The organism is Niveispirillum sp. GW835-FHT14G11 (genome assembly GCF_058793615.1).
In genome coordinates, this window is sequence record NZ_JBXAFZ010000015.1 from 180,208 (window position 1) to 195,907 (window position 15,700).

Sequence of the window (15,700 nt, forward strand, 5' to 3'; positions counted from 1 at the left end):
CACGGCGCGGTTGTCCCCAGAAGCCGGCATTGGAATGGCCGACATTGCGGTAATACTTCCTGTCGAAGAAATTGGTGGTGTTTGCGCCGATGCTGTCCGGTGTTCCCTGCCTGCGCGGGCCTGGCCGCCGGTCAGGCGCCATTGCGGGGCGATCAGGGCCGGCTCAGCACCGCCTTGGGTTAAAATAGGTGCGGGCCAGCACCAAGGGGCCTGCGGAGACGCTCAACAATCCGCACCAGGCGATGCTGCCCAGTGACGGCCCCCAGGACGCGGTGGCGGCCCCCCAGGACAGCGCCAGCAGCGGCCAGCCCAGCAGGCGCAGGGTGAAGGCCCCCCGTCTGGAGGGGCGGCGGCCCACCAGCCAATGGTGATGGTCTTCCATGGCCAGCGCCAGACAGGCGAAGCCGGCCAGGGCCAGCAACCAGGATATCAGGCTCATTCCCCGGCCACGGCCAATGCCGCCTCCCTGTGTGTGCGGCCCTTGGCGGGAGCCACGCGTAGCTTGTGACGATGGACCTTCACCGCGATGGCGGCCTGCGACAGGCCCAGGGCGATGAGGGTGACGTCGGTCCAGAAGCGGGTGGCGTCACCATGGGTCAGGTGCTGCCACATTCCCTGGCCGGATAGCTGGTCAAAGATCGGCAGGGCCACAAGCGCTGCCCCGGTCAGGCCGAACTGTTCCACCCAGCCGCGTTTTGGGGGGCGGAGAAAGGCATAGGCCAGGGCGAGGCCCCAGGCGATGAACATGGCGTTCACCTCCCCATGCCAGCGCCCCTCGATGTCCACGGGCAGCAGCCGGTTGGCGCACAGCATGGTGACCATTCCCAGCGGCAATCCCGCCACCGTGCCGACATTCAGCCGTTCAACCAGCCGGAAGCCGAAATGCGGCTTCATGGGATCGGGCAGCTTCTCCCGCCGCTTGGCGGTCCACATCACCAGACCGGTGCCGACCATCGCCGTGCCCGCCAGTCCGGACAGGAAATACAGCCAGCGCACGGTGATGGGGGAGAAGCGGCCGGCATGGATGCCGACCATGGCATCACGCGTCGCCGTGCCGGCACCGCCGGCCGGTGCCTGGCCCAGCAGCGCGCCCGTCACCCCGTCGAACACCAGCGGGTCCCCATCATCCAGGATGGAATGGTTGAGGTCGCGGCCCATGGTCACGCGGGCCGAGGCATCGCCGGGATTGCTGATGCGGATGCTGCCGGGGCCGACGCCGCCCCACACCTGACGCGCCTGGTCCAGCATCGCGCCCATCGGCGCCATCGGCGCCGGCGTGGCGGCGTACTTGGCCGGTGGCACATTGGGCTGGGTGGCGGCGAAGGCGGCATTGCGGTCGTCGAAATTGGCGAGCATCCCCCAGGGCATATACAGCGCCATCAGCGTGACCAGCCCGGTATAGGTGATCATCAGATGGAACGGCAGGGCCAGCACGGCGGTGGCATTGTGCCCGTCCAGCCAGCTGCGCTGCCCCTTGCCGGGCCGGAAGGTGAAAAATTCCCGGAAGATCTTCTTGTGCGTGATGATGCCGGTGACGATGGCGATCAGCATGAACATCGAACAGAAGCCCACGAACCAGCGGGCCCAGATCACCGGCATGTAATGCAGGTCGAAATGCAGGCGGTACCAGAAATCGCCACCGCGCGTTTCCCGCACGGCCACGGGCTGGCCATCGCCATCCACCCACAGGCTGTTGGTGGCGTCGGGCCAGCGGAAGGGACGGCGTGGTTCACCGGGGGGCAAGCGTTCGGTCCACACACCCTGGACGCCCACGCCACGCGAACCCGGCAGGCTGATCGACCAGCTGGTGGCATCGGGCGCGCGGGCGACCAATGCGGCCAGGGCACCCTCCACCATCCGCCGCTCATCCTCAGGTGTGCGCATTTCGGATGTCACGGACAGTTCCGGCCGCATCCAGCGACTGATTTCCTCGCGCCAGAAACTGACGGTGCCGGCGATGAAGATCAGGAACAGCACCCAGCCGACCAGCAGGCCGGTCCAGGTATGCAGGGCCGATTGCGTCTGGCGGAACCCCTTCATGCCGGCCACCCCCCTTGAATGGAGAGCCAGGCCAGCCCGCTGACCAGCAGTGCCAGCCCCCAGATCCAGCCCGCCACAACCAGCGCCCGGCCGGCCCCGAAGGTCCAGACCACGGCCCCCGTGAACAGGGCGAAGGACAGGGTTGTGGCCGCCATGGCGGTCTCCAGCGGCGAACCGGGCAGCAGCCGGGCCAGCAGTGCGGTGGTCGCCGCCGTCAGGAGATAACCGCCCAACGATGCCGTCAGGATTCGCACCGGCAGGTCCCAGACCGGCCGTTTGGCCAGCGCTGGCCGTGGGCTGGCTTTCCTGCTGGGGGAGGGGGAGGGGACGGGCAAGGGACGGGGCCTTCGCTTGATTATCAAACTAAGAATTATTCGCATATGCACAAAGCCGAACCCTGTCAAGACCCAAGCAGGAAACGGATCGGTGGGGCCATCATGCGCCAAGTCCCAATTCCTTTTTGGGACAATGGCTTGAATGGCGGCCAGCAAAGTGCTGACCAGCCTACCGGTCATCGGGCGGGATGTGGCGACAGATTGGAAAGGGGATTGTGAAAAGCAGGCGCGCCGATCATCCTTATAAAAGGGTCGGGTTTCCAATCATTTCTTAACCATGACTGGGCTCTTGAATTTGTAATATAAATTATATTATGGGAGCGGTAACAAAATCAGATTGACGGACTACTCTCATTAGATAATAATTCCTTTCAAAATATGGGATACATGCCGGGTAGGGTGTATGGGATGGTTCCAGGCTCCCCGGTATGTCGGCAAATCTTAAGATAAGACAAGAGGGAGGTCCCTGTGAGTAAGTGTGAGATCAGCCGTCGCGGACGGCTGCTGGCCGGTACTGCCATGGTCGCAGCCGGTTTTGTGTGTTCGGTTTTGCCAGCGGTGGCACAAACCGCCGACCCGGCCGGTGAGGTGCTGGAAGAGGTGGTGGTCACCGGTTCGCGCATCCCGCGCGCCTTCTCTGCCCCCACGCCGGTCAGCGTGGTCGGTCAGGAGGAGTTGAAGCTCTCCGGTAACGTCAATATTGAGAAGATGCTGGCGCAGCTGCCGCAGGCGGTCGCTTCCCAGCTGGGTTCCGCCACCTCCAACACGGTTCCCGGCGGCTTTGCCGACGTGAACCTGCGCGGCTTCGGCGCCACCCGCAATCTGGTGCTGGTCAATGGCCGGCGCTTCGCTATCTATGGTCCGGAGCAGGTCACCGACCTGAACACCATTCCGTCGACCCTGGTCGCGCGCACGGAAATCGTCACGGGCGGTTCGTCGGCCGTTTATGGTTCCGATGCCATCACCGGCGTCGTGAACTTCATCATGCGCGATGATTTCGAAGGTGTCGAAGCCCGCGCCCAGATCAATCTGGACCAGCCGACGACGACGCCCACCTATAATGTCGACATCACGGCGGGCGGCAATTTCGCCAATGGCCGCGGCAATATCGTGGTGGCCGGCAACTTCCTGGACCGCGGCGCCATCACCCGCGGCGACCGCGGCAGCTTCGCCTATGACAGCCTGTCCGACGGTTGCGTCGTGAAGGGCTCGGGCAGCGCCAGCAGTGCGGGTACACCGTTCTCCCCGGCCGCCGGCTTGGGCTGCGTCGCCGGTGGTGGCGAACTGGGCTTCATCCGCGGTGGTTCGGGCGACATTCCCAATGGTCGCTTCTCCGGCCTGCCATCCTTCGGTGGTTCCAACGCCGCCTTGAACGCGGCCTATACGGCGGCCGGCCTGGGCACGCTCGGCTCTAGAGGTTTCACCTTCAACGATGCCGGCACCACGGCCCGGCCCGCGGTCACGCCGCAGGACGATTTCAACCTGGGTCCGGACAATTACCTGATCCAGCCGCAACGCCGCGTGATGCTGAACAGCTTCGGCCATTATGATTTCACGGACAAGATCCGTGGCTTCATGGAGCTGCATTACTCCAACAACGTCGTCGATGCCCGCTTGGCTCCGACGAATGTTGGCGCGCCGACCCTGTTCAATGTGAACAACCCCTATCTGTCGCCCGCCATGCAGGAGGTCTTCCGCCAGCTGGACCTGGCGGAGACGGGCACCTCGACCGTGACCAGCGGCACGGCCACCCGCACCACGACGCGCGGTGACGGCCTGGCGCTGATCACCGCCGGCCGCCGCTATGTGGAGGTGGGTCCCCGCCGTGCCACCGAACGCCGCAACACCTATCGCGGCGCCTGGGGCTTCGACTGGGCTCTGGGCAGCGCGTCGGAGGATTATTTCACCGACCTGAATTTCAACACCTACTACACCTACGCCCGGACCGAGAATACGCTGCTGTTGCAGAACGCCATCTCGCGTAGCCGCCTGCAGGCGGCATTGCTGTCCAACGGTTCGGCGGCCCCGGTCTGCAACATCTTCGGCGCCAACATTTCCGAGGCCTGCCGCTCGGCCATCGCCATCAACGCCACCAACTCCACGGTGGCGACGCAGCAGACGGCCCAGGCCAGCGTGACCGGCAAGCTGTTCCCGCTGCCGGCCGGCGATGTCGGCTTCTCCACGGGCGTGGAGTGGCGTGACACCAGCGCCACCTTCACTCCGGACAGCTTCCTGGCATCCGGCGACGTGGCCGGCTTCAACCCCGGCCTGCCCACCAGGGGCAGCACCAGCGTCAAGGAAGTGTTCGGCGAGCTGAACGTGCCGCTGCTGGGCGACCTGCCCATGGTCGATGCGCTGGAGGCCAATGGCGCCTTCCGCTATTCCGACTATTCCCTGTCGGGCATCGGTTCGGTCTGGACCTATTCGACCGGTCTGGATTACCGCGCGAACAAGGACATCGCGTTTCGCGGCCAGTATCAGCGCGCCATCCGTGCGCCCAACGTGAACGAGCTGTTCGGCGGCATCAACCGCGTCGTCAGCGTCGCCACCGACCCCTGCTCGTCGCGTGCACCCGCTGCCCAGCAGACGGCGGCGGTGCGCGCGGTCTGCGTGGCCACCGGCGTGCCGGCGGCCAATGTCTTCGGTGCCGGTGTCCAGCCCAACACCATTTTCGGTGCCGATTTCGGCGGCAACCCGAACCTGCGGGAGGAAGTGTCCGACACCTACACGTTCGGCACCATCCTGACGCCGGACTTCGTACCCGGCCTGAACATCAGCGTTGACTACTTCAAGATCAAGCTGGACGGCGCCATCTCCGCGCTGGGCGGCGGCCTGCAGAACACCTTGAACCTCTGCTACAACGTCATCCAGGACGCCAATAGCGAGTTCTGCCGCGCCATCAACCGCAGCCCGACGACGGGTGAGATCAACGACCCCTATGTGGCCAAGATCCTGAATGCCAATACGGGCAAATTGCAGACCTCGGGCATCGATTTCGCGGCGCGTTACTCCTTCGCCGCCGATTTTGGCTTCCCTGGCCTGTCGGACGTGTCGTCCTTCGACATTTCCACCAGCTACACCTTCCTGGATGATTTCACCTCCACCCCGGTGGCGGCGTTCCCCAACATCCAGAACCATTGCGAGGGCTCGTTCGGCCCGACCTGCGGCCAGCCGCTGCCGATCTGGCGTGGCAGCACCCGCGTGTCGTGGAATGTCGATGCGCTTCAACTGTCGGTCCGCCATCGCTATATCGGCAAGGTGACGACCGACCGCTATCTGGTGCCCAAGCGCCAGGGCTCGGCCGCCACGCCAGCGCTGGACAGCATCGCCTACCCGACGCTGAAGGCGCAGAACTATTTCGACGTCTCCTTCAACTATGACGTCAATGACAGCCTGCAGGTCTTCGGCGGCGTGAACAATGCCCTGAACAACAAGCCGCCCATCACCACCCAGGGGCCGAACGCCAACACTTTCTCGGCCACCTATGACGTCCTGGGGCCTGAATTCTTCCTGGGCGCCACGGTGAAGTTCTAAGATTGCGGAATTGGTTGAAGGGGCGGCGGCTGCCGCCCCTTCTCCATCTGCGAAAATTAAGATACCGGGAGGTGATGATGTTCGACCGCCGTTCGCTCGTTCTGGGTGCCGGTGCGGTGGCCGGGGCCGGCATGGCCATGGCCGCAGGCGCCAAGACCCCGGAAAAGCCCACGGGCCCGTTCCAAGTCTTCCAGGCCGATATCCGTCAGTTCGGCGCCAAGGGCGATGGCAGCGCCATCGACAGCGCGGCCATCAACAAGGCCATCGATTACGTGGCCGAACGCGGCGGCGGCACGGTCTATTTCCCGCCCGGCACCTATGCCTGCTACACGATCCGGCTGAAAAGCAAGATCACGCTTTATCTGGAGCAGGGGGCCACCATCCTGGCCGCCGTGCCCACGGAGAGCCAGGGTTACGACCATCCCGAACCCATCCCGGAATGGAACAAGTATCAGGATTTCGGCCATAGCCACTGGCGCAACAGCCTGATCTGGGGCGAGGGCCTGCACGACGTCGCCATCATCGGACCCGGCCTGATCTGGGGCAAGGGGCTGGGGCGCGGCGACGGCAAGGACAACTGGCTGAAGGACCCGTCCGGTCCCGGCACCGGCAACAAGGCCATCGCCCTGAAATGGTGCCGCAACGTCCTGCTGCGTGATTTCAAGGTGCTGGAGGGCGGCTGGTTCGCGCTGCTGGCCACCGGCGTCGACAACTTGACCATCGACAATCTGCTGGTCGATACCAACCGCGACGGGTTCGACATCGATTGCTGCAAGAATGTCCGCGTCACCAACTGCACCGTCAATTCGCCCTATGACGATGCCATCTGCCCGAAATCCAGCTTCGGCCTGGGCGAGGCGCGGGTGACCGAGAACCTGACCATCTCCGACTGTCTGGTCACCGGCAATTACCAGGTGGGTTCCGTCCTGGATGGCACCTGGAAGAAGATGCCGGCCGATTTCGCCCCCCTGATCCATGGGCGCATCAAGTTCGGCACGGAGACCAATGGCGGCTTCCGCAACATCACCATCACCAACTGCATTTTCGAGGATAGCCGCGGCTTGGCGTTCGAAACGGTGGATGGCGGCGTGCTGGAGGATGTGACGGTTTCCAACATTACCATGCGCGGCATCGTCGATGCCCCCATCTTCCTGCGTCTGGGCAAGCGCATGCGGGGGCCGGCGGGTGTGCCCGTGGGCAGCCTGAAGCGCATCCTGATCCAGAATGTCGTCTCATCTGGCGCCACCATCCTGCCATCGGTCGTGGCGGGCCTGACGGAAAAGCCGATCGAGGATCTGCGCATCACCGATTGCTATTTCCACCATGTCGGTGGCGCCCCCGCCGCGATGGCGGCGATCACCCCGCCAGAGGCCGAGATGGCCTATCCGGAGGCCACCATGTTCGGCGACCTGCCGGCCACGGGCTTTTTCATCCGCCATGCGCGGCGGGTGGAGATGACCAATGTCGAGATCGCGGTGGAGGCACCCGACCCCCGTCCCGCCATCCGGCTGGAGGATGTGAAGGACGCCGATTTCTTCCGCCTGCGCACCCCGCGCGGTGTTCCGGCCTTCGCGCTGGAAAAGGTTGTGGATTTCCGCAGCACGGGTGCCCGCTGGCTGCCCGACCGCATCACGGATGGCGCCATCAGCGGCACGTTCTGATTTTTGGGAAGGATGGGCACCTTCGTTAACGCCCACCATTCTTCGTCATCCCGGCGAAAGCCGGGATGACGAAATGAGCGAATAAATGAACGCTTCAGCCCGTTTCACGAGGTTCCACGCTATGAGCGTATTTGCCGGGCGCTTTTCGGGGCGCAATGCGATCATCACTGGCGGGGCGTCCGGCCTGGGGCTGGATGTCGCCCGCCGCATCCGCGACGAAGGTGGCCAGGTCGCCCTGTGGGACCTGAACGCTGCGGCGCTGGACGCAGCGAAGACGTCGGTCGGTGCCGCCCATGTCCAGGCGCTGGATGTTTCGAACTCCGAACAGGTTGCCGCGGCGACCCGGGCCACCATCGCCGTCTTGGGCCATGTCGACATCCTGGTCTGCTCCGCCGGCATTACCGGCGCCACGGCACCCGTACATGAATTCCCGCTGGAAAGCTGGTACCGGGTGATGGCGATCAACCTGAACGGCGTCTTCCATTGCTGCCGTGCGGTGGTGCCGCACATGCTGGAAAACGGCTATGGTCGCATCGTCAATGTCGCCTCGGTCGCCGGCAAGGAAGGCAACCCCAACGCGTCGGCCTATTCCGCGTCCAAGGCCGGGGTGATCGGCCTGACCAAGTCGCTGGGCAAGGAACTGGCCACGCATGGCATCATCGCCAACAGCCTGACGCCCGCCACCTTCGACAGTCCGATCCTGGATCAGCTGCCACCCGCCCAGGTCGATTACATGCGCTCCCGCATTCCCATGGGACGCCTGGGCATGGTGGAGGAAAGCACGGCCATGGTCTGTTTCATGGCCTCTGAGGAATGCAGCTTCACCACCGCCTCCACCTTCGACACGTCGGGCGGGCGGACGACGTTTTAGGTCCGTAATATAAGATCGTAATTCATAATGTGAGAAATTTACCCTATAAGTCACCGGGCAGGACGCCCTTGGGCGTATCCTGGTACCCCACCGCAGAGGCATTCAGCCCGACAAGGTGAGCAGGGAGGATCTTGAAGTATGGTGGCCAATCCGTTGCTGGGCGTTCTCTTCCACTGGCTGGGCGGTCTCGCCTCGGCCAGCTTCTACGTCCCCTATCGCGCCGTGCGGCGCTGGTCGTGGGAGATCTACTGGCTGACGGGGGGTATCGTCTCCTGGCTGATCGCGCCCTGGTTCTTCGCGTCGGTGCAGACCAACGATCTGTTGGGCGTGCTGGCGCAGACCCCGACCCCGACCCTGGTCTGGCCCGTCATTTTCGGCATGCTCTGGGGCTTCGGCGGCCTCACCTATGGTCTGACCATGCGCTATCTGGGCCTGTCCCTGGGCATGGCGGTAGTTTTGGGCCTGTGCACCGTCTTCGGCACCCTGATCCCGCCCTTGTTCCAGGGTGATTTCAAAGCCAAGCTGATCGACACGGCCGGCGGTAATGTCATCCTGCTGGGTCTGGCCGTCACCTTCGCCGGCATCGTCGTCGTCGCCATGGCCGGTGCCCGCAAGGACGCTGCCCTGTCGGATGAGCAGAAGAAGGCCGCCGTGGCGGAGTTCGACTTCGTCAAGGGCGTGGCCGTGGCTACCTTCTCCGGCATTATGTCCTCCTGCTTCGCGTTCGGCCTGGCAGCGGGTGAGCCGGTGAAGGCGCTGTCGGCGGCGGCCGGCACTGGTCCGCTGTGGACCGGCCTGCCCATCCTGTGCCTGGTGATGTTCGGCGGCCTGATCACCAATGCCGTCTGGTGCGGCATCCTGATCAACCGCAACCGAAGCGCGGGTGAATGGGTCGGCCGTACCAAGGAAGCGGGTGGAGAGCGTTCGCCGCTGGCCGCCAACTTCATCCTCTGCGCCATCGCCGGCGCCGCCTGGTATTTCCAGTTCTTCTTCTACACCATGGGCGAAAGCCAGATGGGGACCTATGGATTCTCCTCCTGGACCCTGCACATGGCGTCGATCATCATCTTCGGCACCCTGTGGGGCTTTGCCTTCAAGGAATGGAAAGATGCGCGGCCGGGCGTGCGGCTGATGGTGTGGTCGGGCGTGGGCCTGCTGGTCCTGGCCACCATCATCATCGGCTATGGCAACCAGATGGCGGGATAAGGTCCAATGCGCAAGATGATCCTGGCGGCTTTGCTGTCCACCACCCTGTTCGGCGCGCTGCCAGCGCTGGCGGCGGACAGCCCGGCGACCTACACCAACCCGATCCTGTTCGCCGACTATTCCGACCCGGACCTGATCCGGGTGGACGATGCCTATTACATGGTGGCCTCCAGCTTCCATTTCTCGCCCGGCATCCCGGTGCTGAAATCGCGTGATCTGGTGCATTGGTCCATCATCGGCCATGTCCTGCCCAAGCTGCCCTTCGCGCCTGAGTACGACATGCCGGGCCCGTTCAAGCTGGACGACACCAAGTCCAAGCCGGTGGACGGCACCCGCTATGCCAGCGGCGTCTGGGCGCCCGCCATCCGCCACCATAACGGCCTGTTCTATGTCTATTGGGCCACGCCGGATGAAGGCGTGTTCATGTCCACGGCGAAAAAGGCCGAAGGCCCCTGGACCGCCCCCGTCCAGGTGATCGCCAAGCCCAGGCTGGAAGACCCGTGCCCCTTCTGGGACGAAGACGGCACCGCCTGGCTGGTGCATTCCGTCGTCGGCGCCGGCCCCATCATTCTGCACCGCATGAGCCCGGATGGCAAAAGCGTGCTGGATGAGGGCAAGGTGATCATCCAGGACAAGCAGAACCTGCCCATCCTGGAGGGCCCCAAGCTCTACAAGCGCAACGGCTACTACTACATCCTGGCGCCGTTCGGCGGGGTGGAGAAGGGGGCGCAGGTCGCACTCCGTTCGCGCAACATCGAAGGCCCCTATGAATGGCAGGTGTCGCTGAGCCAGGGCACGACCGCCCTGGAAGGCCCGCACCAGGGCGGCTGGATCGAAACCCCGTCCGGCCAGGACTGGTTCGCGCATTTCAACAGCACCGGCGCCTTCGGCCGCATCGTGCATCTGCAACCGGTGGAATGGATCGATGACTGGCCGGTGATGGGCCAGCGCATCGCCGGCACCTATGGCGGCCAGCCGGTTGCCACCCACGCCATGCCCGACACTGGCAGCGCCCCCACCAACGACCGCCTGCAGGACAGCGACGAGTTCAAGGGGAAGAAGCTGGGCCTACAGTGGTCCTGGAACCATAATCCCGACGACAAGGCGTGGAGCCTGTCGGCGCGCCCCGGCTTCCTGCGCCTTACCGCAGGCAAATCCGAGCATCTGGCCACGTCGCGCAACACCCTGACCCAGATCCTCCAGGGTCCGGAACGTCAGGTCACCACCCGGCTGGATGTCTCCCGCCTGAAGGAAGGCCAGCGCGCCGGCCTGTCCCTGTTCGGCGTGAAGCCCAGCTGGATCGGCCTGGTCCGCGACGGCGGGCAGAACCACATCACCCTGGCATCGGAAGGGGTGGAGACCAGGGGGCCGGCGCTGAAGGCCAAGAATATTCAGCTGCGGGCCCATGTCACGCCAGACCAGAAGGTCCGCTACAGCTTCAGCCTGGACGAGGGCAAGCGCTTCCAGCCGATGGGGGAGCCCATCCAGCTGGCCCGCTTCTCCTGGTGGAAGGGCTCGCGACCCGCTTTGTTCACCTTCTCCAAGGGGGAGATTGGTGGGCATGTCGATATCGACTGGGTGCATGTTGACAAGCCGGAGATGGCACAATGATTTCCAACCGGCTTTCCCGCCGCACTATTCTGACCGTCGGCACCGCTGCCCTGGCCGCTGCCTCGCTGCCGCGCCTGTCCAGCGCGCAGGAGAGGATGGCCGCCGACGCCCCGCGCTTCACCACGTCCGACACGTCCTGGCAGACGGCCTACGACAAGGCGCTGGAGGTGCTGGCCGGCAATGTCCAGGTGATGCCCTATGTCACCAAGCCGGTGCTGATCGAAGGCTCGGTCTATAAGGGTATCTGGCAGGAATGCGGCCCGCATGAGGCCCTGGTCTATGCCAAGTTCCGTCCCGACGTGGCCCGCAACAGTCACCTGACCTTCTTCGAATTGCAGCGCGCCGACGGCCAGTTGCCCGCCAATAACAAGGTGGCGGAAACCGGTTTCGGCCAGATCCAGATGGTGGTGCCCATCGCCGCCACCGCCTGGGAACTGGCCCGCGATACCGGCGATGCGGAGCTGCTGGAGGCGGCATATCGCGCCGGTGGTGCTTGGGACGGCTGGCTGATGCGCCACCGCAACACCCGTGGTACCGGGCTGGTGGAAGGCTTCTGCACCTACGACACCGGCCACGACAATAGCCCGCGCTGGCAGGGCATGCCCAATCAGTGCCCCAACAAGGACGCGCGACGCCATCACGACCTGCCCGGGTTGCCGCGCCTCTGCCCCGATCTGTCGGCCACCATCTACGGCGCCCGCCGCGCCCTGGCGGAAATGGCCAAGGCCCTGGGCCGCAACGGCGAGGCCGACAGATGGACGGAGGAAGCCGACAAGATCCGCAGCCTGATCCTGTCCAGGCTCTATGTCGCCGAGGACGCCGCCTTCTACGATCTGGATGCCCAGAACACGTTCATCCGCGTTCGTTCCGACGTGATCAGCCGGGTGTGCGGCGAGCATGTGGTTGATCAGGCCCTGTTCGACACGCTGTGGACCCGGCAGCTGCACAATCCCAAGGCATTCTGGGGCAAGTATCCCCTGTCCTCCATCGCCATGAATGATCCCGCCTTCGTGCGGCCCATCCCGGCCAACAGCTGGGGCGGGGCCAGCCAGGGGCTGACGGCGCTGCGCGCGCCGCGATGGATGGACCATTACGGCCGCGCCGCCGAATTTACCGAAATGATGGACCGCTGGTGCGACGCCATCCAGAAGGACCTGACCTTCCGTCAGCAGATGGACCCCGACACGGGTGAATTCACCCATGGGGAGGATCATCCCAACTATTCCCCCACGGCCCTGGTCATGGTGGATTACACGTGGCGCCTGATCGGCGTGGTGGAGGAACGGGACGCCCTGTCCTGGAACATCCGCCCCGGCCACAAGGCCGCCAAGGGTGCGCGCCTGTCCCTGCCGCTCTATGGTGGCGGCTCGGCAGCGGTCACCTATGACACCAAGGGTGCGGACCTGACTCTGTCCGGCAAGTCGCTGACCCGCCTGGAAGGCGGGGCCGCCCGGCTGATCACCGCCAAGGATGGCACGCCGCAGGCCTTGCTGGGCATTGCACCGGATGCACAGCGCGTGACGGTGCGCCTGCCCGGCCGGCCGGTTCGTCACGTCAACCTGATGCCCAACCAGCGCTTCGCGCTGTAGCGCAGAAACCCCAAGGGGAGGAAAGCATGTTGATCGGATATGCCCGCCCCGCCCATGGGGATGAGAAGGACTGCAGGCAGCAGGTGCGCCGTCTGCGCGAGGCGGGATGCGAGCGCATCGTGAGCGAGGGCGCCTCCTCCGGCCGCTGGGACCGGCCGGAACTGCATCGGCTGCTGGAGGAACTGGGGCCGGGCGACATACTGATGGTGGCCGAACTAGGCCGGCTGTCACGCTCGCTGAAGGAGGTATTGCACCTGCTGGAACGCATCGCCCAGGCCGGTGCGGGCTTCCGCAGCCTGGAAGAGGGGGTGGAGACCACTGGTCCCGCCGGCCACATGCTGATGCGCATGATCGGTTCCTTCGCGGCGTTCGAACGGGTGATGCTGCGGGAGCGCACCGGTGCCGGTCTGGCCACGGCCCGCGCCGCCGGCCGCATCGGTGGCCGCCGGCGCAAGCTGGATGCCGCCCAGCGGCGGGAGATCGCCGAAAGCATCCTGTCCGGCGCCAGTTCGGGGGCCGAGATGGCCCGCCTGCATGGTATCAGCCAGCCCACTGTCTCACGCATCGTGGCCGAATACCGGGTGTTCGGTCTGGCGGGCGCGCCGGCTGAACATCGCGACAGCCTCTGAGGCGGCCGCACGCCCATTGTCGCGCCATCCCTGCCCACGGCAGATGGTCGCCGCCGGGTGGCACGTGCCGCGTCACCAAGGGCGCGGATGCGCCGGCCCGGCGCCTTGAGAGGGCGTCGAAAAGTGGCCATCGGTCACTCTTCATGCCGATCGCATAGGACGGTTCCGATGCGGTTTCCCGCCAAACGGGTGTGGCGCCGGTACGGATACGAAGCTATGCCTCTGTTATCAATGCAAAATTTCCATATTCTGGTCCGGCCGAGCATGAAGCGAATGCCAAGCGGTTGCCATTGGTTTTCTGAATGTTATCCTTTAAATATATCCCAATGTATATGGTGAACGCCTAATCATGGTTCGTTCATTAACTAATGTTAATGAGACAATGCGCATTATTATAATCACTGAATATTTCTCAATCATAACCTTCCGATACAATGATCCCCTCTGTTGATTTTCGTATGGTGTGTGCATCATTGGGATAGGGAACATCCTTCTGGAGGGCACCATGTTGTTCGGTAGTAATCATGACGCTGATGCCATCCTTGCCGCCATCGGCAAAGCACAGGCCATCATCGAATTCACTGCTGACGGTATCGTTCTCGGTGCCAATGATAATTTCCTGACATTGATGGGCTACAGCCTGTCCGAAATCCGCGGCAAGCATCACGGGATGTTCGTGGATGAGGCGACCCGCACCAGTGCTGCCTATGCCGAATTCTGGCGCATGCTGCGGGGTGGCAAGCCGGGCAAGGTGGAAATGATCCGCCGCATCGCCAAGGGCGGCCGGGAGGTCTGGATCCAGGGTTCCTACAATCCCGTGATGGACCGGCGCGGCAATGTCATCAAGGTCGTGAAGATGGCGTCGGATGTGACGGCCCAATATCAGCATGCGCTGGACCAGCAGGGCCAGCTGGCGGCGCTGAACCGCTCCCAGGCCGTGATCTCCTTCGCCATGGATGGCACCATCCTGGATGCCAATGACAATTTCCTGAAGACTATGGGCTACCGGCTGGATCAGATCCAGGGCAAGCACCACAGCATGTTCATGGATGCCGCTGAAGCCGCCAGCCCCGCCTACGCCACCTTCTGGGAAGGTCTGCGTGCCGGCCGTTTCAGCCAGGCGGAATATCGTCGTCAGGCTGCCAATGGTCGCACCGTCTATATCCAGGCGACCTACAATCCCGTGCTGGATCACCGGGGCCGTCCCGTCAAGGTGGTGAAGTTCGCCACCGACGTGACCGAGGCTGTGCTGGCCCGCCACCGCAAGGAGGAGACGCTGGCGGCCGTCCAGAATTATCTGGGCGACATCGTCAACGCCGTCGAACAGTCCAACAATCAGGCGGTAGACGCCTCTGCGGCGTCGGAACAGACCTCGGTCAGCGTCGCCGCCATCGCCAGCGGTTCCGAACAGCTCGATGCCTCGATCCAGGAGATCGCGCGTTCGATGAGCTATTCCAAGACCGCCACCGAGCAGGCCTTCAAGGAGGCCACGGTGGTGGACGCGGCGACGCAGCGCCTGCTTTCCGGCACCCAGGCCATGGACGAGATCGTCAAGGTGATCGGGGAGATTGCCGGTCGTATCAATATGCTGGCACTGAACGCCACAATCGAGAGCGCGCGGGCCGGAGAGGCCGGTCGCGGCTTCGCCGTGGTGGCGGGTGAGGTGAAGTCTCTGGCCCGTCAGGCCGCCGACGCCACCCAGCGCATCTCGCACGAAATCGTCGGGCTCCAGTCGGTGGCCGGTGACGTGGCGGAGAAGCTGGATGCCATCCGGGGTGCCATCGATGCCGTGCGTTCCTATGTCATCGGCACCTGCTCCGCCGTGGAGGAACAGAGCGCCGTGGCCCGGCTGATGAATTCCAGCATGCGCGGCGCATCCGGTGCGGTCGCCCAGATCAATCACAACATGGGCGAGATTGCCAATTCCACCCGCGCCGCCAACCAACGCATCGGCAATGTCCGCGACGCCCTGCGCTTGATCGCCTGACGCAAAGCGGGCGATTACCCAAATCGCTCAGCGAATATGATCGCTATGGGCATGGACGAGCATATTCGTCCTGCTCACTGTGCCGCGTCCTTTGTCCTAAGCCCGAGAGCGCTGCCAGATGAAAGTCCTAGTCGCCGTGAAGCGTGTCGTTGACTACAACGTCAAGATCCGCGTGAAGCCCGACGCGAGCGGTGTCGAGCTTGCGAATGTGAAGATGTCGATGAACCCGTTTGACGA

Annotated in this window: 11 protein-coding genes and 1 pseudogene; 9 read left to right on the top strand and 3 right to left on the bottom strand. The window is 64.1% G+C overall.

Going from position 1 to position 15,700, the window contains the following annotated elements:
• Window positions 1-163: 163 nt before the first annotated feature.
• From AC1Q7F_RS25255 to AC1Q7F_RS25265, 3 genes are read right to left on the bottom strand one after another with little or no spacing between them, the layout of a single operon-like run.
• Complete coding sequence (locus tag AC1Q7F_RS25255) at window positions 164-439, bottom strand: DUF3325 domain-containing protein (RefSeq protein ID WP_492511313.1); 276 nt, start codon at window positions 437-439, stop codon at window positions 164-166.
• Window positions 436-2,040, bottom strand: a complete 1,605-nt coding sequence (locus AC1Q7F_RS25260) for a PepSY-associated TM helix domain-containing protein (RefSeq protein WP_492511314.1) — start codon at window positions 2,038-2,040, stop codon at window positions 436-438. Before AC1Q7F_RS25260 ends, AC1Q7F_RS25255 begins: the two co-directional genes overlap by 4 nt.
• Window positions 2,037-2,294: a hypothetical protein gene (locus AC1Q7F_RS25265; RefSeq protein ID WP_492511315.1), complete on the bottom strand. Its 258-nt coding sequence runs from the start codon at window positions 2,292-2,294 to the stop codon at window positions 2,037-2,039. Before AC1Q7F_RS25265 ends, AC1Q7F_RS25260 begins: the two co-directional genes overlap by 4 nt.
• 549 nt (window positions 2,295-2,843) lie before the next feature.
• On the opposite strand from AC1Q7F_RS25265, the gene AC1Q7F_RS25270 reads away from it, so the two are divergent.
• The 9 genes and pseudogenes from AC1Q7F_RS25270 to AC1Q7F_RS25310 all read left to right on the top strand — a co-directional run.
• Window positions 2,844-5,909: a TonB-dependent receptor domain-containing protein gene (locus tag AC1Q7F_RS25270; RefSeq protein WP_492511316.1), complete on the top strand. Its 3,066-nt coding sequence runs from the start codon at window positions 2,844-2,846 to the stop codon at window positions 5,907-5,909.
• Between the two features lie 77 nt (window positions 5,910-5,986).
• Complete coding sequence (locus AC1Q7F_RS25275; RefSeq protein ID WP_492511317.1) at window positions 5,987-7,570, top strand: rhamnogalacturonidase; 1,584 nt, start codon at window positions 5,987-5,989, stop codon at window positions 7,568-7,570.
• Window positions 7,571-7,691: 121 nt separating this feature from the next.
• Window positions 7,692-8,441, top strand: a complete 750-nt coding sequence (locus AC1Q7F_RS25280; protein WP_492511318.1) for an SDR family NAD(P)-dependent oxidoreductase — start codon at window positions 7,692-7,694, stop codon at window positions 8,439-8,441.
• A 138-nt stretch (window positions 8,442-8,579) separates the two neighbouring features.
• Complete coding sequence (rhaT, locus tag AC1Q7F_RS25285) at window positions 8,580-9,647, top strand: L-rhamnose/proton symporter RhaT (protein WP_492511319.1); 1,068 nt, start codon at window positions 8,580-8,582, stop codon at window positions 9,645-9,647.
• Between the two features lie 6 nt (window positions 9,648-9,653).
• Window positions 9,654-11,258 (top strand): glycoside hydrolase family 43 protein, encoded by a 1,605-nt coding sequence (locus tag AC1Q7F_RS25290; RefSeq protein WP_492511320.1) that lies wholly within the window; start codon window positions 9,654-9,656, stop codon window positions 11,256-11,258.
• The gene (locus tag AC1Q7F_RS25295) at window positions 11,255-12,847 is read left to right on the top strand and encodes an MGH1-like glycoside hydrolase domain-containing protein (RefSeq protein ID WP_492511321.1); all 1,593 of its coding nucleotides are present in this window, start codon (window positions 11,255-11,257) and stop codon (window positions 12,845-12,847) included. Before AC1Q7F_RS25290 ends, AC1Q7F_RS25295 begins: the two co-directional genes overlap by 4 nt.
• 26 nt (window positions 12,848-12,873) lie before the next feature.
• The gene (locus tag AC1Q7F_RS25300; RefSeq protein WP_492511322.1) at window positions 12,874-13,476 is read left to right on the top strand and encodes a recombinase family protein; all 603 of its coding nucleotides are present in this window, start codon (window positions 12,874-12,876) and stop codon (window positions 13,474-13,476) included.
• Between the two features lie 505 nt (window positions 13,477-13,981).
• Window positions 13,982-15,463 carry a methyl-accepting chemotaxis protein gene (locus AC1Q7F_RS25305; protein ID WP_492511323.1) on the top strand — a complete coding sequence of 494 codons (1,482 nt, stop codon included), beginning with the start codon at window positions 13,982-13,984 and terminating at the stop codon, window positions 15,461-15,463.
• A gap of 118 nt (window positions 15,464-15,581) precedes the next feature.
• A pseudogene (locus tag AC1Q7F_RS25310) lies at window positions 15,582-15,700 on the top strand (electron transfer flavoprotein subunit beta/FixA family protein); the annotation flags it as partial.

Bases quoted from the DNA above. Each gene is read 5' to 3' on its own strand.
- AC1Q7F_RS25255 (WP_492511313.1), bottom strand. From the start codon at position 439: ATGAGCCTGATATCCTGGTTGCTGGCCCTGGCCGGCTTCGCCTGTCTG.
- AC1Q7F_RS25260 (WP_492511314.1), bottom strand. From the start codon at position 2,040: ATGAAGGGGTTCCGCCAGACGCAATCGGCCCTGCATACCTGGACCGGC.
- AC1Q7F_RS25275 (WP_492511317.1), top strand. From the start codon at position 5,987: ATGTTCGACCGCCGTTCGCTCGTTCTGGGTGCCGGTGCGGTGGCCGGG.
- AC1Q7F_RS25280 (WP_492511318.1), top strand. From the start codon at position 7,692: ATGAGCGTATTTGCCGGGCGCTTTTCGGGGCGCAATGCGATCATCACT.
- rhaT (WP_492511319.1), top strand. From the start codon at position 8,580: ATGGTGGCCAATCCGTTGCTGGGCGTTCTCTTCCACTGGCTGGGCGGT.
- AC1Q7F_RS25290 (WP_492511320.1), top strand. From the start codon at position 9,654: ATGCGCAAGATGATCCTGGCGGCTTTGCTGTCCACCACCCTGTTCGGC.
- AC1Q7F_RS25295 (WP_492511321.1), top strand. From the start codon at position 11,255: ATGATTTCCAACCGGCTTTCCCGCCGCACTATTCTGACCGTCGGCACC.
- AC1Q7F_RS25300 (WP_492511322.1), top strand. From the start codon at position 12,874: ATGTTGATCGGATATGCCCGCCCCGCCCATGGGGATGAGAAGGACTGC.
- AC1Q7F_RS25305 (WP_492511323.1), top strand. From the start codon at position 13,982: ATGTTGTTCGGTAGTAATCATGACGCTGATGCCATCCTTGCCGCCATC.